This is a genomic window from Ruegeria sediminis, assembly GCF_005938215.1.
Taxonomy (GTDB): domain Bacteria; phylum Pseudomonadota; class Alphaproteobacteria; order Rhodobacterales; family Rhodobacteraceae; genus Ruegeria; species Ruegeria sediminis.
This window is the reverse complement of sequence record NZ_VCPD01000005.1, coordinates 179,169-196,548: the sequence shown is the minus strand read 5'-3', so window position 1 is coordinate 196,548 and position 17,380 is coordinate 179,169. Positions and strand designations below refer to the sequence as shown.

The 17,380-nt window shown below is 62.8% G+C and carries 18 protein-coding genes; 9 read left to right on the top strand and 9 right to left on the bottom strand.

The genetic code is table 11. The features are described 5' to 3' along the window. Positions 1 to 58 precede the first annotated feature (58 nt). Positions 59 to 1,216, bottom strand: a complete 1,158-nt coding sequence (locus tag FGK63_RS15155) for a deoxyguanosinetriphosphate triphosphohydrolase (RefSeq protein ID WP_138843735.1) — start codon at positions 1,214 to 1,216, stop codon at positions 59 to 61. A 76-nt stretch (positions 1,217 to 1,292) separates the two neighbouring features. Between FGK63_RS15155 and FGK63_RS15150 the strand changes: the two genes are divergently transcribed. Together FGK63_RS15150 and xth are read left to right on the top strand one after the other, a co-directional pair. Then, positions 1,293 to 1,616 (top strand): HesB/IscA family protein, encoded by a 324-nt coding sequence (locus FGK63_RS15150; protein WP_138843939.1) that lies wholly within the window; start codon positions 1,293 to 1,295, stop codon positions 1,614 to 1,616. Positions 1,617 to 1,686: 70 nt separating this feature from the next. Beyond that, a complete protein-coding gene (gene xth / locus FGK63_RS15145) occupies positions 1,687 to 2,466 on the top strand; it encodes an exodeoxyribonuclease III (RefSeq protein ID WP_138843733.1) in 780 nt (259 codons plus the stop codon). 6 nt (positions 2,467 to 2,472) lie between these two features. On the opposite strand, the gene FGK63_RS15140 is transcribed toward xth, so the two are convergent. Together FGK63_RS15140 and dksA are read right to left on the bottom strand one after the other, a co-directional pair. After that, positions 2,473 to 3,624 carry an FAD-dependent oxidoreductase gene (locus FGK63_RS15140; RefSeq protein WP_138843731.1) on the bottom strand — a complete coding sequence of 384 codons (1,152 nt, stop codon included), beginning with the start codon at positions 3,622 to 3,624 and terminating at the stop codon, positions 2,473 to 2,475. Positions 3,625 to 3,695: 71 nt separating this feature from the next. Further along, entirely contained in the window at positions 3,696 to 4,118 is a 423-nt protein-coding gene (dksA, locus tag FGK63_RS15135) for an RNA polymerase-binding protein DksA (protein WP_138843729.1), read from the bottom strand. Between the two features lie 395 nt (positions 4,119 to 4,513). Here dksA and FGK63_RS15130 point away from each other — a divergent pair, with 395 nt between their 5' ends. The 5 genes from FGK63_RS15130 to FGK63_RS15110 all read left to right on the top strand — a co-directional run bounded on the left by FGK63_RS15130 (position 4,514) and on the right by FGK63_RS15110 (position 8,679). After that, the gene (locus tag FGK63_RS15130) at positions 4,514 to 5,359 is read left to right on the top strand and encodes an AAA family ATPase (RefSeq protein ID WP_138843727.1); all 846 of its coding nucleotides are present in this window, start codon (positions 4,514 to 4,516) and stop codon (positions 5,357 to 5,359) included. Positions 5,360 to 5,562: 203 nt separating this feature from the next. Next, positions 5,563 to 5,952 carry a GNAT family N-acetyltransferase gene (locus FGK63_RS15125; RefSeq protein ID WP_138843937.1) on the top strand — a complete coding sequence of 130 codons (390 nt, stop codon included), beginning with the start codon at positions 5,563 to 5,565 and terminating at the stop codon, positions 5,950 to 5,952. After that, the gene (locus FGK63_RS15120; protein ID WP_138843725.1) at positions 5,949 to 7,316 is read left to right on the top strand and encodes a DUF2927 domain-containing protein; all 1,368 of its coding nucleotides are present in this window, start codon (positions 5,949 to 5,951) and stop codon (positions 7,314 to 7,316) included. Before FGK63_RS15125 ends, FGK63_RS15120 begins: the two co-directional genes overlap by 4 nt. Before the next feature lie 7 nt (positions 7,317 to 7,323). Further along, entirely contained in the window at positions 7,324 to 7,491 is a 168-nt protein-coding gene (locus tag FGK63_RS15115) for an apolipoprotein acyltransferase (RefSeq protein ID WP_138843723.1), read from the top strand. A gap of 3 nt (positions 7,492 to 7,494) precedes the next feature. Continuing rightward, positions 7,495 to 8,679: a vWA domain-containing protein gene (locus FGK63_RS15110; protein WP_138843721.1), complete on the top strand. Its 1,185-nt coding sequence runs from the start codon at positions 7,495 to 7,497 to the stop codon at positions 8,677 to 8,679. Between the two features lie 39 nt (positions 8,680 to 8,718). On the opposite strand, the gene FGK63_RS15105 is transcribed toward FGK63_RS15110, so the two are convergent. Further along, a complete protein-coding gene (locus tag FGK63_RS15105; protein WP_138843719.1) occupies positions 8,719 to 10,548 on the bottom strand; it encodes a hypothetical protein in 1,830 nt (609 codons plus the stop codon). Between the two features lie 146 nt (positions 10,549 to 10,694). On the opposite strand from FGK63_RS15105, the gene FGK63_RS15100 reads away from it, so the two are divergent. Further along, positions 10,695 to 11,384, top strand: coding sequence for a M48 family metallopeptidase (locus tag FGK63_RS15100; RefSeq protein WP_138843717.1), 690 nt, complete (start codon positions 10,695 to 10,697; stop codon positions 11,382 to 11,384). Here the strand turns inward: FGK63_RS15100 and FGK63_RS15095 are convergent. From FGK63_RS15095 to FGK63_RS15080, 4 genes are read right to left on the bottom strand one after another with little or no spacing between them, the layout of a single operon-like run. Beyond that, positions 11,381 to 11,923, bottom strand: coding sequence for an RSP_2648 family PIN domain-containing protein (locus tag FGK63_RS15095; RefSeq protein WP_138843715.1), 543 nt, complete (start codon positions 11,921 to 11,923; stop codon positions 11,381 to 11,383). The genes FGK63_RS15100 and FGK63_RS15095 overlap by 4 nt on opposite strands. Then, positions 11,920 to 13,131 (bottom strand): RSP_2647 family RNA methyltransferase, encoded by a 1,212-nt coding sequence (locus FGK63_RS15090; protein ID WP_138843713.1) that lies wholly within the window; start codon positions 13,129 to 13,131, stop codon positions 11,920 to 11,922. Before FGK63_RS15090 ends, FGK63_RS15095 begins: the two co-directional genes overlap by 4 nt. A 58-nt stretch (positions 13,132 to 13,189) precedes the next feature. Next, positions 13,190 to 13,465, bottom strand: a complete 276-nt coding sequence (locus tag FGK63_RS15085; RefSeq protein ID WP_138843711.1) for a hypothetical protein — start codon at positions 13,463 to 13,465, stop codon at positions 13,190 to 13,192. Then, entirely contained in the window at positions 13,449 to 16,244 is a 2,796-nt protein-coding gene (locus FGK63_RS15080) for a [protein-PII] uridylyltransferase family protein (RefSeq protein WP_138843709.1), read from the bottom strand. Before FGK63_RS15080 ends, FGK63_RS15085 begins: the two co-directional genes overlap by 17 nt. Here FGK63_RS15080 and FGK63_RS20790 point away from each other — a divergent pair. Then, complete coding sequence (locus tag FGK63_RS20790; protein WP_171052664.1) at positions 16,243 to 16,386, top strand: hypothetical protein; 144 nt, start codon at positions 16,243 to 16,245, stop codon at positions 16,384 to 16,386. The genes FGK63_RS15080 and FGK63_RS20790 overlap by 2 nt on opposite strands. Positions 16,387 to 16,389: 3 nt before the next feature. Here the strand turns inward: FGK63_RS20790 and FGK63_RS15075 are convergent, their stop codons facing one another. Beyond that, positions 16,390 to 16,782 carry a VanZ family protein gene (locus FGK63_RS15075; protein WP_138843707.1) on the bottom strand — a complete coding sequence of 131 codons (393 nt, stop codon included), beginning with the start codon at positions 16,780 to 16,782 and terminating at the stop codon, positions 16,390 to 16,392. Between the last annotated feature and the right edge of the window lie 598 nt (positions 16,783 to 17,380).

The following is a 17,380-nucleotide window of genomic DNA, read 5'->3' as shown; positions in this document are numbered from 1 at the left end:
TGCCCGGCGGTTTATCACGCACCACGGCAAGGTCAATGGAACCCTGTCAGAGCCAGGATCAGATGCGTTTCGGATCGGCCCCGGTCAGACGCGCGTGATCCTGCAGGGCGAAGCGGTCGGTCATCCCCGCGATGTAATCCGACACCAGCCGGGCCAGCGCGGTTTCATCCTGAGCCGCCTCGATGTCCGAGTGCCAGCGCGCCGGCATCTGTCTGGGATCGTTCAGGTAGATCGGAAACAACTCTTCAACCACCTTCGCGACCTCGGCACGCACTTTCATGACCGACGGGGCGCGGTACATGCGGGTGAACAGAAAGGCGCGGATTTCCTTCAGTCGCGTCCACAAACCGTCCGAAAAACGAACGACCGGATGGCCCAGCCCCCGGATGTCTTCGACCGATTGCGCGCCCGAACGCGACAGGCAGTCGCGCGAAGTGTCGATCACGTCCGAAACCATGACCCCGAAGAACCTGCGCAGCGCCTCGTGACGCCGGCGATAAGGGTCGAGGCCGGGATATGCGCGGTCCACCTCGGCGTAACAGTCCGCCACGATGGGCAGTTGCGAAATGTCCTCGTCGGTGAACAGCCCCGCCCGCAATCCGTCGTGCAGATCGTGATTGTTGTAGGCGATGTCGTCGGACAGAGCGGCCACCTGTGCTTCGGCGCTGGCATGGGTGTGCAGTTCCAGATCGAAGGCCGCATTGCATTCGGCAAGCGCCCACGGCAGTTCGCCCACCACAGGACCGTTGTGTTTCGCAATCGCTTCAAGGGCTTCCCAGGTCAGGTTCAGGCCGTCGAACTCGGCATAGTGACGCTCAAGCTTGGTCACGATGCGGATGGCCTGGGCGTTGTGGTCGAAGCCGCCATAGGGTTCCATCAGCGCGTGCAAAGCGTCTTCGCCGGTGTGGCCGAACGGCGTATGGCCCAGATCATGCGCCAGCGCCACGGCCTCGGTCACCTCCGGGTTCAGCCGCAGCGCGCCCGCGATGGTGCGCGCCACCTGCGCCACTTCGATCGAATGGGTCAGGCGCGTGCGGTAATTGTCGCCCTCGTGCTCGACGAATACCTGCGTCTTGTGCTTGAGCCGCCGGAAAGCGCTGGCATGTATGATCCGGTCCCGGTCGCGTTGAAAGCATGACCGGAAACTGCTTTCCTCCTCGGGCACGAGCCGCCCCCTGGTGCGGCCCGGATCCGAGGCAAAACCCGCTCTGTTCAAAGGTCTTATCCTTGTCGCCTGTCCCTGCCCTTTCTATATTGTAGGACGCTCAGGAATGAAACTATCGGAGTACGGCATGAACCTGCCCCCCAAAGTCACCGAACGCGCTTTTGCCCGTCTGGCCGAAATCGGCGCCGCCGATCAGGGCCGGGCCCTTCGCGTTGCCGTGGAAGGCGGCGGGTGTTCCGGTTTCCAGTACGAGATCGCTCTGGACGAACCCAAGGATGACGACCTGGTGCTCGAAGGCCAAGGACAGAAGGTCGTGGTGGATTCCGTCTCGCTCCCATTCCTGGAAAACGCCACCATCGACTTCACCGAGGAACTGATCGGCGCGCGTTTCGTCATCGAGAACCCGAACGCGACATCCTCCTGCGGTTGCGGAACGTCGTTTTCCATCTAGCCAGGCTATGACTTGCCCCGCGCCGACGGATGCGGGATAGATCAACCGGCAGCCAGCCGAAGGATCGCGCATGAAAATCGCCACGTTCAACATCAACGGCATCAAGGCGCGCGCCGAAGCCCTTCCCCGCTGGCTGAACGACGCCCAGCCGGACGTGGCGCTGCTGCAGGAAATCAAATGCGTGGACGAAGCTTTTCCGCGCGAGATGTTCGAAGAGCGCGGCTACAACGTCGAAACCCACGGGCAAAAAAGCTTCAACGGCGTCGCGGTTCTGTCGAAACTTCCGCTCGAGGATGTGACGCGCGGCCTGCCCGGCGACGACGAGGACGAGCAGGCCCGGTGGATCGAGGCCACAGTTGTCGGCAAGCGGGCGCTGCGGATCTGCGGTCTGTACCTGCCCAACGGTAATCCGGCGCCGGGGCCCAAGTTCGACTACAAACTGGCCTGGATGGAACGGCTGTACGACCGCGCCCGGGATCTGCTGGCCTCGGAGGAGCCTGCGCTGATGGCGGGCGACTACAACATCATCCCGCAGGCCGAAGATGCCAAACGCCCGGATGCCTGGCGCGAGGATGCGTTGTTCCGCCCCGAAAGCCGGACAGCTTTCCGAAAGATCGTGAACCTTGGCTTCACCGAGGCTTTCCGCGCCTGCACGCAGGGTCCGGGCCACTATTCCTTCTGGGACTATCAGGCCGGGGCGTGGAACAAGAATGACGGTATCCGCATCGACCATTTCCTGCTGACGCCGCAGGCCGCCGACCTGTTGCGGGATTGCCGGATCGACGCCGAGGTTCGCGGCCACGAAAAGCCGTCCGACCACGTGCCTGTCTGGGTCGATCTGGACCTCTGATCCGCTTCAGGCGGTCGCGTCGTAGCCGTAGATCCACTCGTAACGGCGGCCAAGCCTCGGCCCGATCGCCGACAGGGCCAGTTGTGCGGCAAGCCGCATCGGACCCCGCAAGTGGAAATTGCGCGCATTGCTCGCCGCCGCCGCGACTACGCGGCGGGCCCTTTGCCGCCTGGCAGCCTGGTAATCGGCCAATCCCTGCGGAATTGTCTCCTGACCGTCCAATGACCTGGCCAGCATCCAGGCATCTTCGAGCGCAAGGCAGGCGCCCTGCGCCATGAATGGCAGCGTCGGATGGGCAGCATCCCCCAACAGGGCAACGCGCCCGTTCTGCCAGTTCTGCGCCACCGGACGCAGGAACAGCGCCCAAAGATGTGCTTCCTGTACGTCCGCCAGAATGTCCGCGACCGGGCCGCCGAAATCGGCGAACCGTGCGCGAAGATCGTCAGAATCGCCCCTCAGCCGCCAGCCTTCCTCGCGCCAGTCCGACCGCTCTTCGACCGCCACGATGTTCATCAGGGCGTGATCCCGCAGCGGATAGGTGACGACGTGGCGTCCCGGCCCCATGGTCAGTTCGGCCCGCGGCTGGTCCGCGCGGCGCCCCCAGGGAATCGTCGCCCGCCACGCAACCTGATGAGTGAACTGGGGCGTTTCCTCGCCGTTCAAGGCGGTTCTCAGACCAGACCTCCCTCCGTCCGCGGCCACGACACAGTCCGCGGTCATCGCGTCGCCGTCGCTGAACACGATTTCCGCGCCCTCGCCCGCATCCAGAACCGTTGTCACTTTCTGATCCAGACGGATCTCGACGCCATCGCGCAGCGCCGCCGAGCGAAGCAATTCTATGAGATCTGCGCGGTGGTAATAGTAGGTCGGCCCCGCTTTTGGCCCCGGCAGTTCGCTGACCAGGCGGCCCGACCGATAGTCCCGCAGAACCGTACCATAGGACCGAAGCCCCGCCTCGGGGGGCTCGCCCACAATCCCAAGCGCGCGCAGAACCACCATGCCATTGGCGCTGATCTGCAAGCCAGCACCCATTTCAGTGATTTCCGGGGCCTGTTCCAGCACCACGACCTCGGCTCCGCGCCGGCGCAACGCCACCGCGGCGGAAAGGCCACCGATGCCGGCCCCAACGACACAGAATTTCCGACCGCCAATATCCATGCCATTGGCATAAAGCAAAAACGCCGGGGCGGAAGGGCCCCGGCGTCAATTCCGTTGGTCGCACTTCGCGATCAATCGTCGCGGTGGACCTTTTCGCGGCGCTCGTGACGCTCTTGCGCCTCCAGCGTCATGGTCGCGATGGGGCGCGCATCCAGGCGTTTCAGCGAGATCGGATCGCCCGTCATCTCGCAATACCCGTACTCTCCATCCTCGATCCGGCGCAGCGCGGCGTCGATCTTGGCGACCAGCTTGCGCTGGCGGTCGCGGGTCCGAAGTTCCAGCGCCCTGTCGGTTTCCTCGCTGGCGCGGTCGGCGACGTCAGGAATGTTGCGGGTGTTTCCCTGCAGCCCTTCGATGGTGTCGCGGCTTCCTGCCAGCAGTTCGTGCTTCCACTTGATCAGCTTGCGACGAAAATATTCAAGCTGCCTGTCATTCATGAAAGGTTCATCTTCGGCCGGACGATAGTCCTCCGGCAGAAAAACTTCCTGCTTCATATTTGCTCCCTCGGCACGGCCAATAACGTCGGTCATAGTTGTGTCACCAGACATTCGGCTCTCCCTTCTGCGCTGCGTTTATCCGACAGGGCCGGGAATGTCACTACACAAACTCCGTATCCCAAGGTCAAAAAGACCGATGTGAACAAACTTGTCTAAATATGAGACATGTCTCATCAAAACCTTGTTTTTCTATGGTATTTCGCGGGCCATTTTAAGGCACGCGGCAATGTGCCGGACCTTGGGCGAATCGCGAATCACTTGAAAGCGCCTGTAGTTGCAGTGGAAATTCACGGGCCTGCGACGCAGCGGCTTCCCTTGCCAAATCCCCTCCCCCTCTGTAACCCGAACGACGCAATAAATTGCCGGACCCGGCGCGAACCAATGAGGGCCCCATGACCGCACGATTCCAAGGCACCGCCGAATACGTGGCGACCGACGATCTGACCATCGCGGTGAACGCCGCCGTGACGCTGGAGCGACCGCTGCTCGTCAAGGGCGAGCCCGGAACCGGCAAGACGGAACTGGCGAAACAGGTGGCGGGCGCGCTGGGGCTGAAGATGATCGAGTGGAACATCAAATCCACCACCCGCGCGCAACAGGGCCTTTATGAATACGACGCCGTCAGCCGCCTGCGCGACAGCCAGTTGGGCGACGAGCGGGTTCATGACGTGTCCAACTACATCAAGAAGGGCAAGCTGTGGCAGGCCTTCGAAGCGGATGAAAAGGTCGTGCTGCTGATCGACGAGATCGACAAGGCGGATATCGAGTTTCCCAACGACCTGTTGCAGGAACTCGATAAGATGGAGTTTTTCGTCTACGAGACCGGCGAGACCATCCGCTCCAAGCACCGCCCCATCGTCATCATCACCTCGAACAATGAAAAGGAACTGCCGGACGCGTTCCTGCGCCGCTGTTTCTTCCATTACATCCGGTTTCCCGACGAGGCCACGATGCGGCGGATCGTCGAAGTGCACCATCCCGGCATCAAGGAAACCCTTCTGACCACCGCCCTGACGCAGTTCTACGAGATCCGCGAGACCTCGGGCCTCAAGAAGAAGCCTTCGACCTCGGAGGTGCTGGATTGGCTCAAGTTGCTTCTGGCCGAGGATCTGACCGCCGACGACCTGAAGCGCGACGGGGTAAGCGCCCTTCCGAAACTGCACGGCGCGCTGCTGAAGAACGAGCAGGACGTGCATCTGTTCGAACGCCTTGCCTTCATGGCCCGGGCCAAACGCTGACCTTTCTGCAACGCTTCGATACCGGTGCCGATCACCCGGCCACGGAGACGGCTTGAATTGGGCAGACCGGGATGCGACCATGATCGGGCGCTCGACCGGCCTGCTGGCTGGTGAATATCGTTCACAAGTCAGGAAATCAGCCCGTGAGTGATCAGGCAGTCATCCGTCGACTTCGACCCGAAGACCAGCCGGAATGGGCCGAAATGTGGGGCGCCTACCTGGACTTCTACAACACATCCGTCCCGAAGGAAGTCTATGCTTCGACCTTTGCCCGCCTGCTGGGGGATGACCCGCAGGATTTTTCCTGTTTCGTTGCCGAACGGGGTGGGCGACTGGTCGGCCTGACGCATTATCTGTTTCATCGCCACGCCTGGAAGATCGAGAATGTGTGCTACCTGCAGGACCTTTTTGCCCGCCCCGAAGCGCGCGGCACCGGCGTCGGCCGCGCGCTGATCGAGGCTGTCTATGCCGAAGCCGACCGGCAGGGCGCGCCGACGGTCTATTGGCTGACGCAGGATTTCAACGCGACCGCTCGCAAACTGTACGACCGGATTGGCAAGCTCACCCCGTTCATAAAGTACCAGCGCGCATGATCCGGCTTGGCGTACTCATACTCGCGCTGGTTCTGGCTGGGTGCAACGGGGCGCAGTCGCTCGAAACCGCCACCCGCACCAAGGTCGCGGACAGCGCGTTGCCGCCGATGAAGAATTTCGCGACCGCGCGCCCGACCCCTCCAGTGCGGTCCAACGCCAATATTGCCGCCGATTTCCTGTCGCTGCACTTCGCGCTGGAAAGCGGGCGCGATCTGCCGGTTTTCACCCGGTTCGAAATGCCGATCACGGTGCGGCTTACCGGTTCGCCGCCGCCGACGATGAAATCCGACCTGAAACGCCTACTCGAAAGGCTTCGTCGCGAGGCCGGCATCGACATCCGGCAAGTCTCCGGCGGCACGGCAAACATCACGATCGAGGCGGTCAGCCATGATCAGATCCGCCGTGCGCTGCCCCAGGCGGCATGTTTCGTTGTTCCCAACGCATCCAGCCTGGCAGAGTTCAGACGCGACAGGCGCAAGGCGAAAAGCAACTGGTCCATGCTGCGCAGCCGCGAGCGGTTGGGCATCTTCATTCCCTACGACGTCAGCCCGCAGGAGGTCCGCGACTGCCTGCACGAGGAGTTGGCGCAGGCGCTGGGGCCGCTCAACGATCTCTACCGCCTGCCGGATTCGGTCTTCAACGATGACAATGTCCACACGGTCCTGACCGGGTTCGACATGCTGGTCCTGCGTGCCACCTACGCCCCGGAACTGCGCAGCGGGATGACACGGCCGCAAGTCGCGGCCGCGCTGCCCTCGGTCCTGCGGCGCCTCAACCCACGCGGGGATAGCATTGCTCCGATCCCCTATTCGGAAACCCCGCGCAACTGGATTGACGCCATCCAGACCGCCTTGGGACCGCGAACAGAAGCCTCGCGGCGAAACCGGGCGGCGAACACGGCTGCCAGCATCGCCATGCAATCCGGTTGGACCGACCACCGGCGCGCCTTTCCCCACTATATCATCGGACGGATGATCCAACTTGACGACCCGGAACAGGCCCAGCAGCACTATGGAACCGCGTTGCACTATCTCGCGCAGACCCCGGGAACCGAACTGCACCAGGCCTATGTGGCCACCCAAACCGCGGCCTACGCCATCGCGCGCGGCGACGGCGTCGGTGCGCTGCGCCAGATCAATCCCAGCATCGATGTCATGGCCCGCGCGGAAAACGCCGCCATGCTGGCGACGCTGATGATGCTCAAGGCCGAGGCGCTGGAACTGACCGGAAAGCCGGAACAGGCACGCGCCGTCAGGCTGGACAGCCTCGGGTGGGCGCGCTACGGGTTCGGTTCGGATTGGGCGGTTCGCTCGGTGATGCAGGACATCGCCCTGCTGAACCCCCAGAACAGGACGGGCGGATAACGGAAAGATGATAGTGCTGGCGATGGCGCTGATCGGCGCGGTGTTGGGCGGGCTCACGGCACGGAAACGGAACGGCACGCGCGCAGACATCGCGCAATACGCCGTGGGCTATGCGATTGCCTTCGGGCTGGCCGGGATGGTAGCAACCTTGGTGATCCACCGGGTAATGGTCTGAGCGATGTTCCTGCCCTTCTTCAAAAACCTGCGAAAAGGCGGCGTTCCCGTATCGCTGCGGGAATACCTGACTTTTCTTGAGGGGATGAAGCAGGGGCTGGCAACCTACGATGTCGAGGCGTTCTACTACCTCGCCCGCGTGTCCATGGTAAAGGACGAGCGCAACATCGACAAGTTCGACCGCGCCTTTGCGGCCAGCTTCAAGGGATTGGAAGAGATCAGTTTCGAACAGGTGCTCGAAGCGGTCGACATTCCCGCCGACTGGCTGGCGAAGATGGCCGAGAAACACCTTTCGGCCGAGGAAAAGGCCGAAATCGAGGCGCTCGGCGGGTTCGAGAAGCTGATGGAGACGCTGCGCGAGCGCCTGAAGGAACAGCAGGGCCGGCATCAGGGCGGCAGCAAGTGGATCGGCACCGCCGGCACATCTCCGTTCGGCGCGTATGGCTACAACCCCGAGGGCGTTCGCATCGGACAGAAGGAAAGCCGCCACCAGCGCGCGGTCAAGGTCTGGGACAAGCGCGAGTTTCGCAATCTCGACGATACGGTCGAACTGGGCACCCGCAACATCAAGGTGGCGCTCAAGCGCCTGCGCCGCTGGGCCCGCGAAGGCGCGGCCGAAGAACTGGATCTTGACGGCACCATCCGCGCCACCGCCGAGCATGGCTATCTTGACGTGAAAACCCGCCCCGAACGCCACAACGCGGTCAAGGTGGTGTTGTTTCTGGATGTCGGCGGCTCGATGGACCCGCATGTGAAGGTGGTTGAGGAACTGTTTTCCGCCGCCCGAGCCGAGTTCAAGCATCTGGAATACTACTATTTCCACAACTGTCTCTACGAAGGGGTCTGGCGCGACAACCGCCGCCGCTGGGACAGGCAGATCCCCACGCACGAAGTGCTGCGTACCTACGGACCAGACTACAAGTGCATCTTCGTCGGCGACGCATCGATGAGCCCCTACGAGATCGCCTATCCCGGCGGCGCCAACGAGCACTGGAACCAGGAGGCGGGCCAGGTCTGGCTGCAGCGCGCGCGCGAGCAGTGGAATTCGAACCTCTGGATCAATCCGGTTCCCGAGAAATACTGGGACTACACGCATTCCATCGGCATGATCCGCGAGATCTTCGAGGGTCGCATGGTTCCGATGACCTTGGCAGGTCTCGAGCGCGGGATGAAAGAACTGACGCGATAACGGTCGACCGACGACCGCTCCTGACCAAGCCTCCCTTGGCTACTGGTCGATGCGAAGACTTTCCAGAAGCGACGGAACGACCGCATCGGCCTTTGGCAATTCGACATCCAAAAGCACGGTCCGCTTCGCCGGCACCTCGCCCTGGCGTCCAGAAAACAGGATCAGACGGTGTGGCCGGTGGGTGGTTTCGAGATAGAGATATTGGGGCGAATTCGGCTGGGAACTGCCCGCAACCATTTCGGCCTCAAGCCGGAATTCCAACTGATAGCCGCTGGCAACGGCCGCTGACACGGCCTGGGCTTGCTCTGCGGTCATCGGTATTTCGGCAACTTGCGGAAAGAACGTGTTGTTCATTCCGAAATTCAGCGGCATCGTCTGGAACTGCTGATGCTGCGCGTTGAAATTCTGGACTGGCAGGACCTTTCTGACCGGATCATATGTGCCGACCTGCAACGCGCCGCTGAACGTCATCATGGTGGGCCCCCTGGTCTCGCCAAACTCAGCCAGCACCTGTTCGCGTGATTTTTTGGGTTCGTGTCCGCCGGTCGAATAGGCCTGCGACATGGCTTCGATGACCGCGTCGCTGTCGTTCAGCGTGGCGACGGCCCGAACGAAATCTTCGCCGCCGGAAAGCGGCCGTCTGAGGTATTCGACAACCTGGTCCGCCCTTGCCTGACGATCCGCCAGGGCCGGAGTGTAGTCAAACAGCAACTGCGTCAATCCGGCATCCGCAAACAGGGCGATCTGTTTGAGTTCAACATCCAGCGCCTTGCCGGGATTGTGGGAATAGTGATCCAGCGACGGGGGAACTTCGGGCGTGATCTGAGCGAAGATCGCCAGATGGAGACGCGTGTCATTCCTCTGCCGCAGGTAGTTGTCCAATTGCCGGGCCTGATCCAGATTTGCCACCAGTTCGTCCGGCAGAACGATTGCGCCGAAGGCGTTGGAAAGCTGCATGCTTTTCCACTGTGGGACCGGATATTGGCGCAATCTTTCACCATTCAGAGGAAAGGCGCCTTTGTCGAAGTCATACTCGCCCAGTTGGATCTGGACGGAATGATAGACATCTATCGGCCCGGTCTGGCGACGTGTGTCGAGACCCGGCGCCAGTTGCGTCCGCACGCGGTTCGCCAGATCACGCCTCTCGAACACTGACCATTGATGGATGTTCTTGTTGGCAAGAGGGCCTTTGAACTGCTGGAATTCGGCCGGCGTCAGCATCCGTTCCGCCACTTCGACGGCGATTTCGTCGTTCTGGATCACCTGCGGCCGCTCGGCATACACCCTGGCCGCAAGCACACGGGACCAGATGTCATTGTTTTCAAGCGAAACAAAACCTCGCACCGAGGGTACCGGCCCGAAATGCGCTGCGAACTGTGCGAAACTCAATCCCGGCTTGATTTCAGGTTTTTTGACCTCGGATATTTCTGGCCTGGCCGCCGCGGCTTTCTCGGACTTGGTCTCTGTGGATTGGGTGGGCGTTTGAGCAGCCTGTTTCGGTTCGGCTTCCGCCTTGGTCGACTCTGCCGGCGGATCCAGCCGCCAACCGTCCTCCCGCCGCACTTGGAAGGTGTAGCTGACCCCGCGATCCTTACCTGAGACGGAAACCACCCCAATGTCCGGGCAGCTCTGCGCCAACCCGGTGGCCATTTGCGATACGATGCTGTCAACCGAAGAACGATCTTCGGCGAACAAAGATCCGGCTGGTCCTTCCAGCGTGAATTCCGGCGGTTCCGAACAGGACACCGACGAAGGAGCCGAAAGGGTCAGCGCACCTTCGGAAATCTCGATACGCTCTTGCGCCGCCGCAAAGGTTGCGGAGAACACAAAACCGGAAAGCGGAAATATGCCAAACTTCCAAGCACTCATAACCGTTTCCTTAACAAAATGTACGTCGTCAATTGTGAACCCGCACCGGAATTTGTCAAGAAATTGGGGGATCCGGCATCGGCCGTTCCCGGGCCGAGTGAAAGGGCGAACTTGCGATGGCAATTCGTCTGGCCCATATCTAGGTCATGCTTCGTATCACGCCGATCCTGCTGGCGGTTCTCTACGCCATCGTTATGTACCGGATCTCGATCTGGCGCACCAATCGCGAACTGGACGCAAGATCCACGGAACTGGCCGACCCGCAGCTAAAACGGATGACGGATCGGCTGGCGGCTTCGCTCGATCTCGCGCGGATCCCCGTCTACATCTACGAAATCGATCCGGTGAACGGGCTGGCGGCCCCTGACGGGCGCATCTTCATAACGCGGGGATTCTACCGCAAGTTCAAGAACGGCGAGGTCACCGCCGAGGAAATGGCCTCGGTGATCGCCCACGAGTTGGGCCATGTGGCCCTGGGGCACGCGCGGCGGCGGATGATCGACTTTTCCGGGCAGAACGCATTGCGGACCGCCCTGATCATTCTGCTGAGCCGGTTCGTTCCGCTCATCGGGGTCTGGATCGCGAACGGATTGACCGCACTGTTGGCGTCGCGCCTGTCGCGGGCGGACGAATACGAGGCGGACGAATATGCCGCCGCTTTGCTGACCAAGGCCGGAATCGGCGTCGGGCCGCAGAAATCCCTGTTCCAGAAGCTCGAGGATCTGACGCAACAGCGCGCCGGCGTGACTCCGGCCTGGCTGATGAGCCATCCCAAGACGCAGGAGCGGATCCAGGCGCTTGAGGCGCTGGAACGGCGGTGGGAGAGTACAAGTTAGGTTGACAAGGCTTTGCCCAGTCGCGGCAGGCGGGCCTTTTTCATCAATCCGCGCATGGTCCACTGGCCACCGGACAGCCGGTTTGCTTCGGCCAGAACCCGATCCGCCAGCGAGGCCATTCCATCGGAGTCTTTCACCCAGAAACCATGCAGCAGGGCGTCCGGATCAATCCGGTCCAGACCCTCTTCGGCCAGAATGTGCTTTGGAAAATCCTTGGCGTTCAGCGTGATGATAGCATCCGCCGACCCGGCCACGGCAACGGCCAGCACGTGAATATCGGCGGCGTCGGGCAGCCAGAGGCGCTGTTCAACCCCCGGCGCCGGATCAAGCTCGGCCTTGGGCCAATTGGCCCGCGTCAACGCGATTTCGGCTTGCGCCTGCGCTTCTCCCGCGGGGCCGAACTTTCGGGCAGCGCGGGCCCATTCTTCGAGGATTCGCGCGGACCAGAGCGGGGTGAAATGGCCCAAGTCGGCCGCGCCCAACAGCATCTCGCGCATGACCGTCGGATAGATGACGCAGGTATCGAGAACCGCCTTCACAACCGGAAGAACACCGCTTTGAGGTAGCCGCTTTCCGCCAGTTGCGGCAACTGCGGATGGTCCGGCCCGGCAAAGCCCGTGTGGATCAACTGCGCCTGCCGCCCTGCCCGCCCGATGCCCCGCGCCGAAGCCTCGCGGAACCGGCCCAGATCGGCTGCATGCGAACACGAGCAAAGCCCGAGATATCCTCCCGGCTTGACCAGCGGCGCGGCAAGGCGGGCAACACGCTCGTAGGCGCGCAAACCGGCGTCGAGCGCCTGTTTCGAAGGCGCGAATGCCGGAGGATCACAGATCACGACATCGAACTGCGCGCGTTCCTCGCCCAAGTCGTTCAGAACCTCGAAGGCATCGCCCTGGCGGGTCGCGAAGCGACCGCCAACGCCGGTGGCCTCGGCGCCTTGTTCGGCAAGTGCCAGAGCGGCGGCCGAGCCGTCGACCGACAGCGCCGCTGCCGCGCCACCTGCGAGCATCGCCAGGGCAAAGCCGCCCACGTGGCTGAAGACGTCCAGAACCTGCGCCTCGGGGTGGACCAACCGGGCCGCAAAGGCGTGGTTCTCCCGCTGGTCGAAAAACAGCCCGGTTTTCTGGCCGCCCGTCAGGTCAGCCATGTAGGTGGCACCGTTCATCGGCACCGGCAAAGGCGCGTCGGGCGCCTGCCCGCGCAGGGTCATGCCCAGGTCGTCAAGCCCCTCCAATCCCCGGGTCCGGCCCGAAGCGTTCTTGAGAACCGTCGAGACACCCGCAACCTTGACCAGCGCCTCGGTCAGCAAATCCAGATGCGCCTCCGCCCAGGCGGCGTTGGGCTGGATCACGCAGGCATCGCCGAAACGGTCGATGATGACGCCGGGAAGGCCGTCAGCCTCGGCATGGACAAGGCGGTAATAAGGCACATCGAATAGCCGCTCGCGCAGCGCCAGTGCGTGGGAAAGGCGGGTTTCAAACCATGCGCCGTTCAGGTCCGCCTCGGGATTCCGGTCCAGGACCCGGCACATGATCCTGGAGACGGGATTCACCGCAACCAGCGCAATCGGGCTACGGTTGTCATCCTCCAGCACTGCCACTGATCCTGGCGCGATCTTGCGGGTACGGCGGTCGGTGACGATGTCGTTGTCGTAGACCCACGGAAACCCGTGGCGCAGGGCGCGCGCGTTGGCCTTGGGTTTCAGGCGGACACGAGGACGGTCGGAGGATGGAATTGGCGCAGTCATGGCGCCCTCATAATCCGGTTGCACGAGCGGGGAAAGCCCCAGCTTGCGCTGCCCCCGTTCAGCCCCGCGGACGCGACCGCCAGCCGCCGCGGCGTTTCGGAGCCTGCGACGCGCTGAGGCCATCGTTCAAGACCTGCGTCATCGGATGATCCGGCGCATCGGGTGCATAAAGAGCGTGCAGGTTTTGCAGTGCCTGCGCCTGGTCCCTGCCGTCCGGCAAGCTGAGCGCCCAGTCGAGGAAGATGCTCCGGCATTCGGGCATGCCGATGCCTTCGATGCGATACGCCTCGCGGATCAGCCCCTTCGGATCGTTTGGATCATTGCTGCGCGCCATCTGTTTCCTCTCCGACAACCGCCCCGATCAACAACGCGGCGGCCGCATAGTTCTTTTCCAACGCGGCCTGCAGATCGCTCAACCGGTCGAACCCGGTGGTGCGGCACAGGAATGCCGCCCCTCCCTCGCCGATCCGGTCGGCATCGATGGCCTTGTCCGACAAAAGCCGTGCCGCGCTTTGCACGGACCAGCATAGGTCATAGCAGTCCTTCAGCATCCGGGCGTCTGCGACATCAAACAGACCGGCAGCGACCGCGCCGTCGAGGCCCGAAGCCACGTCACGCTCGGCCCGGCCAGCCAAAAGCGCCCCGGTTTCGGCAACGAGTTCGATGTCAAGCAGCCGCCCCGGTCCGGTCTTGGCGTCCCAAACGCCTGTGGGCGGTTTGGCGGCCGCCAACCGGGCCCGCATTTCAGCCACTTCGCGCAACACTTTCTGCCTGTCCCTAGGGTTCGCGACAAGTTCCGCCCTGAACCGTTCGATATCCGCGCCCAGCCCGGCGTTACCCGCGACGACGCGGGCGCGCGTAAGCGCGAGGTGTTCCCAGACCCACGCCTCATTCTGCTGGTAATGCGTGAAACTTGCCCAACTGGTCGCCACCGGCCCCTGATTGCCCGACGGTCGGAGGCGCATGTCAACTTCGTAGAGCCGCCCCTGCGACATCGGCGCCGACAGCGCCGTGATCAGGGCCTGGGTCAGGCGCGCATAGTAGGTCCGCGTGGCCAGAGGCCGCGGGCCTTCGGACATGTCCTCGTCTTCCGGATCATAAATCACGATCATGTCCAGATCGGATTGCGAGTTGATGCGCCCCGCCCCAAGCGACCCCATGCCAAGCACCGCCGCGCCGCGCCCGGGCGCCGGGCCATGCTTGCGGGCGAATTGCCCGGTCACGTAGGGCAGGATCGCGGCAATAACCACATCCGCCAGTTCGGCATATTGCCGCCCCGCCGATGCCGCGTCGATCAGGCCGCGCAGCAGGTGTACGCCAATCCGGAAATGCCATTCCTTGCACCAGCGGCGGGCCATGTCGAGTTGGGTCTCGTAATCCTCTTCGGCTTCCAGCTTTTCCGCCAGTTCCACCTGCAAGGCGTCCCGCCCCGGCCATTCCTCGAAGAACCCGCCTCCGATCACGGCATCGAAGACCGACGAGTTGCGCGACAGGTGCGTGGCCAGCATGTGTGAGGTTCCGACGATATCCACCAGCAGGTCGATCAGTTGCGGATTGGCCTCGAACAGCGAAAACAGCTGTACTCCCGCGGGCAGGCCGGACAGGAAACCGTCGAGCGCCAGCAGCGCCTCGTCAGGTTTGGCGGTCCTGGCCAGGCGCGACAGAAGCTCTGGCTTCAACCGCTCGAATATCCGCGCCCCGCGCTGAGACCGCAGCGCCGGATAGGTCCGCCACCGGGCCAGAACGCCGGCGTCGAATTCGATTTCCTCGGCGGGCTTGGGCGCCGGCCCGGGTCCGGGGGCGAAGAACCCCTCGGTCAGTTCATGCACTTCGGTCAGACGCCGGGTCAGGTCCGCTTTCAATTCTGCGCTGCCAATGCCCATCAGGCAGGCGATCCTTTCGATCCCGTCCGGCGACTGGGGCACTTTGTGCGTCTGGGCATCGTGCACCATCTGGATGCGGTGTTCGACCTCGCGATGCGCGCGGTAGTGATCGGTCAGCTTGTCGGCCACGTCTTTCGGAACCCAGTTCTTGGAGGCCAGCGCCGCCAATCCCTCGACCGTGCCACGGACCCGCAAGTCATGGTCGCGCCCGCCCGCGATCAGTTGGCGCGTCTGGGTGAAGAACTCGATCTCGCGGATTCCGCCCTGCCCCAGCTTCATGTCGTGCCCCGGGATCGACAGCGCCCCGCCGGTGCCCTTGCTTTCGCGGATGCGCAGACGCATGTCGTGCGCGTCCTGAATGGCGGCGAAATCCAGGTGCCGCCGCCAGACGAAGGGGCGGATCGCCTCGAGGAACCGATTGCCGGCCTCGATATCGGCTGCGCAGGGCCGCGCCTTGATGTAAGCGGCGCGTTCCCAGGTGCGGCCCAGGCTTTCGTAATACCGTTCCGCCGCCTCCATCGCCATGCAGACGGGCGTCACCGACGGATCCGGCCGCAGGCGCAGATCGGTGCGGAACACATAGCCGTCCGCCGTCTTGTCGCTGAGCGTGGCGCAGAAATTCCGGGTCGCGCGCACCATACCCTGCCGCGCGTCGAAAAAGTCATCGGGGTCAAAACGTGTCTCGTCGAACAGGACGATCAGATCGATATCGGAACTGTAGTTCAGTTCGTGCGCGCCCATCTTGCCCATCGCCAGTATCACCATCCCGGCGGCGGTGGCGACATCGTCCTCGGTCATTCCCGGCAACTTGTTGCGCCGGATAAGGGCGGCGATCTCGGCCTTGGCTGCCACATCCGCCGCCAGTGCTCCGAAATCCGTCAGCGCCGCCGTCACCTTTTCCAGCGGCCAGGCCCCGGACAAATCGGCCAGCGCCGTCAGCAGCGCCAGCCGCCGCTTGGCCAGCCGCAGCCCCGGCTTCAGCTGATCTGGCGGCAAATTCGCTGCGCCCTGCATGATATCTGCCAGAGCGGCCTTCGGATCCGCCAGCGCCGGGGCAATCCAATCCGCCTCTACCTCGATCAACCCGTTCAGATAAGGGCTCGACCCCGCCGCACCGGCGATCAGCTCGCCCTGCTCGGGCGTCAGGTCCGGCACCTCGTCACGGGATCTTTCCCCGAGGGACTTATCAAAGGGGCGCGGTACGCGGGTGATGGCAAGTGGCGTGGTCATGCGCGGAAATTGCGCATTTGATTGCGGCAAGGTCAATGGGTCACATCCACCCGCCGCGGGCACGCCGCAGCACGTGTTTCCGATCACTCCGGACATGCTGGAAAAGCTGAGCCGCGCCACAAAGGCCGATTTCACTGAATAGCCGTCAGCCGGACCATTTACCCAGAAGCCGCCGAAGGACAAAGGCGAACAGCAGGCCGGCAAGGACGCCAGACGTGTTTGCCGCGATATCCGCGATATTCATGCTGCGGCCGACCAGCGGCTGAATCAGTTCGATCGCGATGCCCCACGCGACAATCCCGGCGGCCAGCCCGACAACCGGCCCGGATGCGCCCACCGCCGCAGGAAGCACGGCAAGAGCGTAGGCAATGACGTGCATCTGTTTGTCAGCACTTCCCGGATCGCCGGCGCTGCCCTTCGGCATCAGGCTGGCCACCGTGATCACCAGCATGAGCAGAAGGGTCATCGGGAAACCGGCCCGCGCGAACAGGGTTTGGATATTGGTTGAAAGGCGTTGCACACGGGCATTGAAACTCATGGCTTCTCAAATATCCATCGTTTCCCTGGAGCCGCGAGTGGAAAGAGTGTTCAGGGAGGAGGGTTGAGGGGCCGGCCCGAGGGGGGTAGCCAGCCCCTCATCGGGGGTTATTTGTGCAAGCCAATTCGTTTTCTTGTACGCGACCTTTGTACCCCAATACACGGCAGTCCGAAATTAGGGGTTCCCCGTATTGGACGAATTTTCTTCGCATGGCTGCATGTGACGTTGACCGGGATCGCACAGCCACACGGTTATCGACCCCTAAAGCGCCGCTGGAAGGTGACAAGAAAACTTCCTTGTGCTCTGATGCAACTCACCGGCTAACGGATATCTTCACGGAACGGTCCACGGCGATAAAATGAACAGAGCTACCGCAAACCGACAGACGCAGCCTGCCAAGCGCCGGTGTCACAGGTGCCACGGGTCGGGCCGGTCGCCATGCCAGATCTGCAACGGGGCCGGTCAGGTCGCAAAGCGCAAGGATGTCTTTGGGAATCCGCAGCACGAAAGGTGCGACGGGTGTTTCGGCATCAAGACCACACGTTGTTCGACCTGCGGCGGCGAAGGCTTCATCTGAGCTTGCGGCAGGTTTGGCGGC

What these genes read in the sequence shown, in the direction of transcription:
- FGK63_RS15150 (WP_138843939.1), top strand. Translation starts at nt 1,293, where the DNA reads ATGAACCTGCCCCCCAAAGTCACCGAACGCGCTTTTGCCCGTCTGGCC.
- xth (WP_138843733.1), top strand. Translation starts at nt 1,687, where the DNA reads ATGAAAATCGCCACGTTCAACATCAACGGCATCAAGGCGCGCGCCGAA.
- FGK63_RS15140 (WP_138843731.1), bottom strand. Translation starts at nt 3,624, where the DNA reads ATGGATATTGGCGGTCGGAAATTCTGTGTCGTTGGGGCCGGCATCGGT.
- dksA (WP_138843729.1), bottom strand. Translation starts at nt 4,118, where the DNA reads ATGAAGCAGGAAGTTTTTCTGCCGGAGGACTATCGTCCGGCCGAAGAT.
- FGK63_RS15130 (WP_138843727.1), top strand. Translation starts at nt 4,514, where the DNA reads ATGACCGCACGATTCCAAGGCACCGCCGAATACGTGGCGACCGACGAT.
- FGK63_RS15125 (WP_138843937.1), top strand. Translation starts at nt 5,563, where the DNA reads ATGTGGGGCGCCTACCTGGACTTCTACAACACATCCGTCCCGAAGGAA.
- FGK63_RS15120 (WP_138843725.1), top strand. Translation starts at nt 5,949, where the DNA reads ATGATCCGGCTTGGCGTACTCATACTCGCGCTGGTTCTGGCTGGGTGC.
- FGK63_RS15115 (WP_138843723.1), top strand. Translation starts at nt 7,324, where the DNA reads ATGATAGTGCTGGCGATGGCGCTGATCGGCGCGGTGTTGGGCGGGCTC.
- FGK63_RS15110 (WP_138843721.1), top strand. Translation starts at nt 7,495, where the DNA reads ATGTTCCTGCCCTTCTTCAAAAACCTGCGAAAAGGCGGCGTTCCCGTA.
- FGK63_RS15105 (WP_138843719.1), bottom strand. Translation starts at nt 10,548, where the DNA reads ATGAGTGCTTGGAAGTTTGGCATATTTCCGCTTTCCGGTTTTGTGTTC.
- FGK63_RS15100 (WP_138843717.1), top strand. Translation starts at nt 10,695, where the DNA reads ATGCTTCGTATCACGCCGATCCTGCTGGCGGTTCTCTACGCCATCGTT.
- FGK63_RS15090 (WP_138843713.1), bottom strand. Translation starts at nt 13,131, where the DNA reads ATGACTGCGCCAATTCCATCCTCCGACCGTCCTCGTGTCCGCCTGAAA.
- FGK63_RS15085 (WP_138843711.1), bottom strand. Translation starts at nt 13,465, where the DNA reads ATGGCGCGCAGCAATGATCCAAACGATCCGAAGGGGCTGATCCGCGAG.
- FGK63_RS20790 (WP_171052664.1), top strand. Translation starts at nt 16,243, where the DNA reads ATGCGCGGAAATTGCGCATTTGATTGCGGCAAGGTCAATGGGTCACAT.
- FGK63_RS15080 (WP_138843709.1), bottom strand. Translation starts at nt 16,244, where the DNA reads ATGACCACGCCACTTGCCATCACCCGCGTACCGCGCCCCTTTGATAAG.
- FGK63_RS15075 (WP_138843707.1), bottom strand. Translation starts at nt 16,782, where the DNA reads ATGAGTTTCAATGCCCGTGTGCAACGCCTTTCAACCAATATCCAAACC.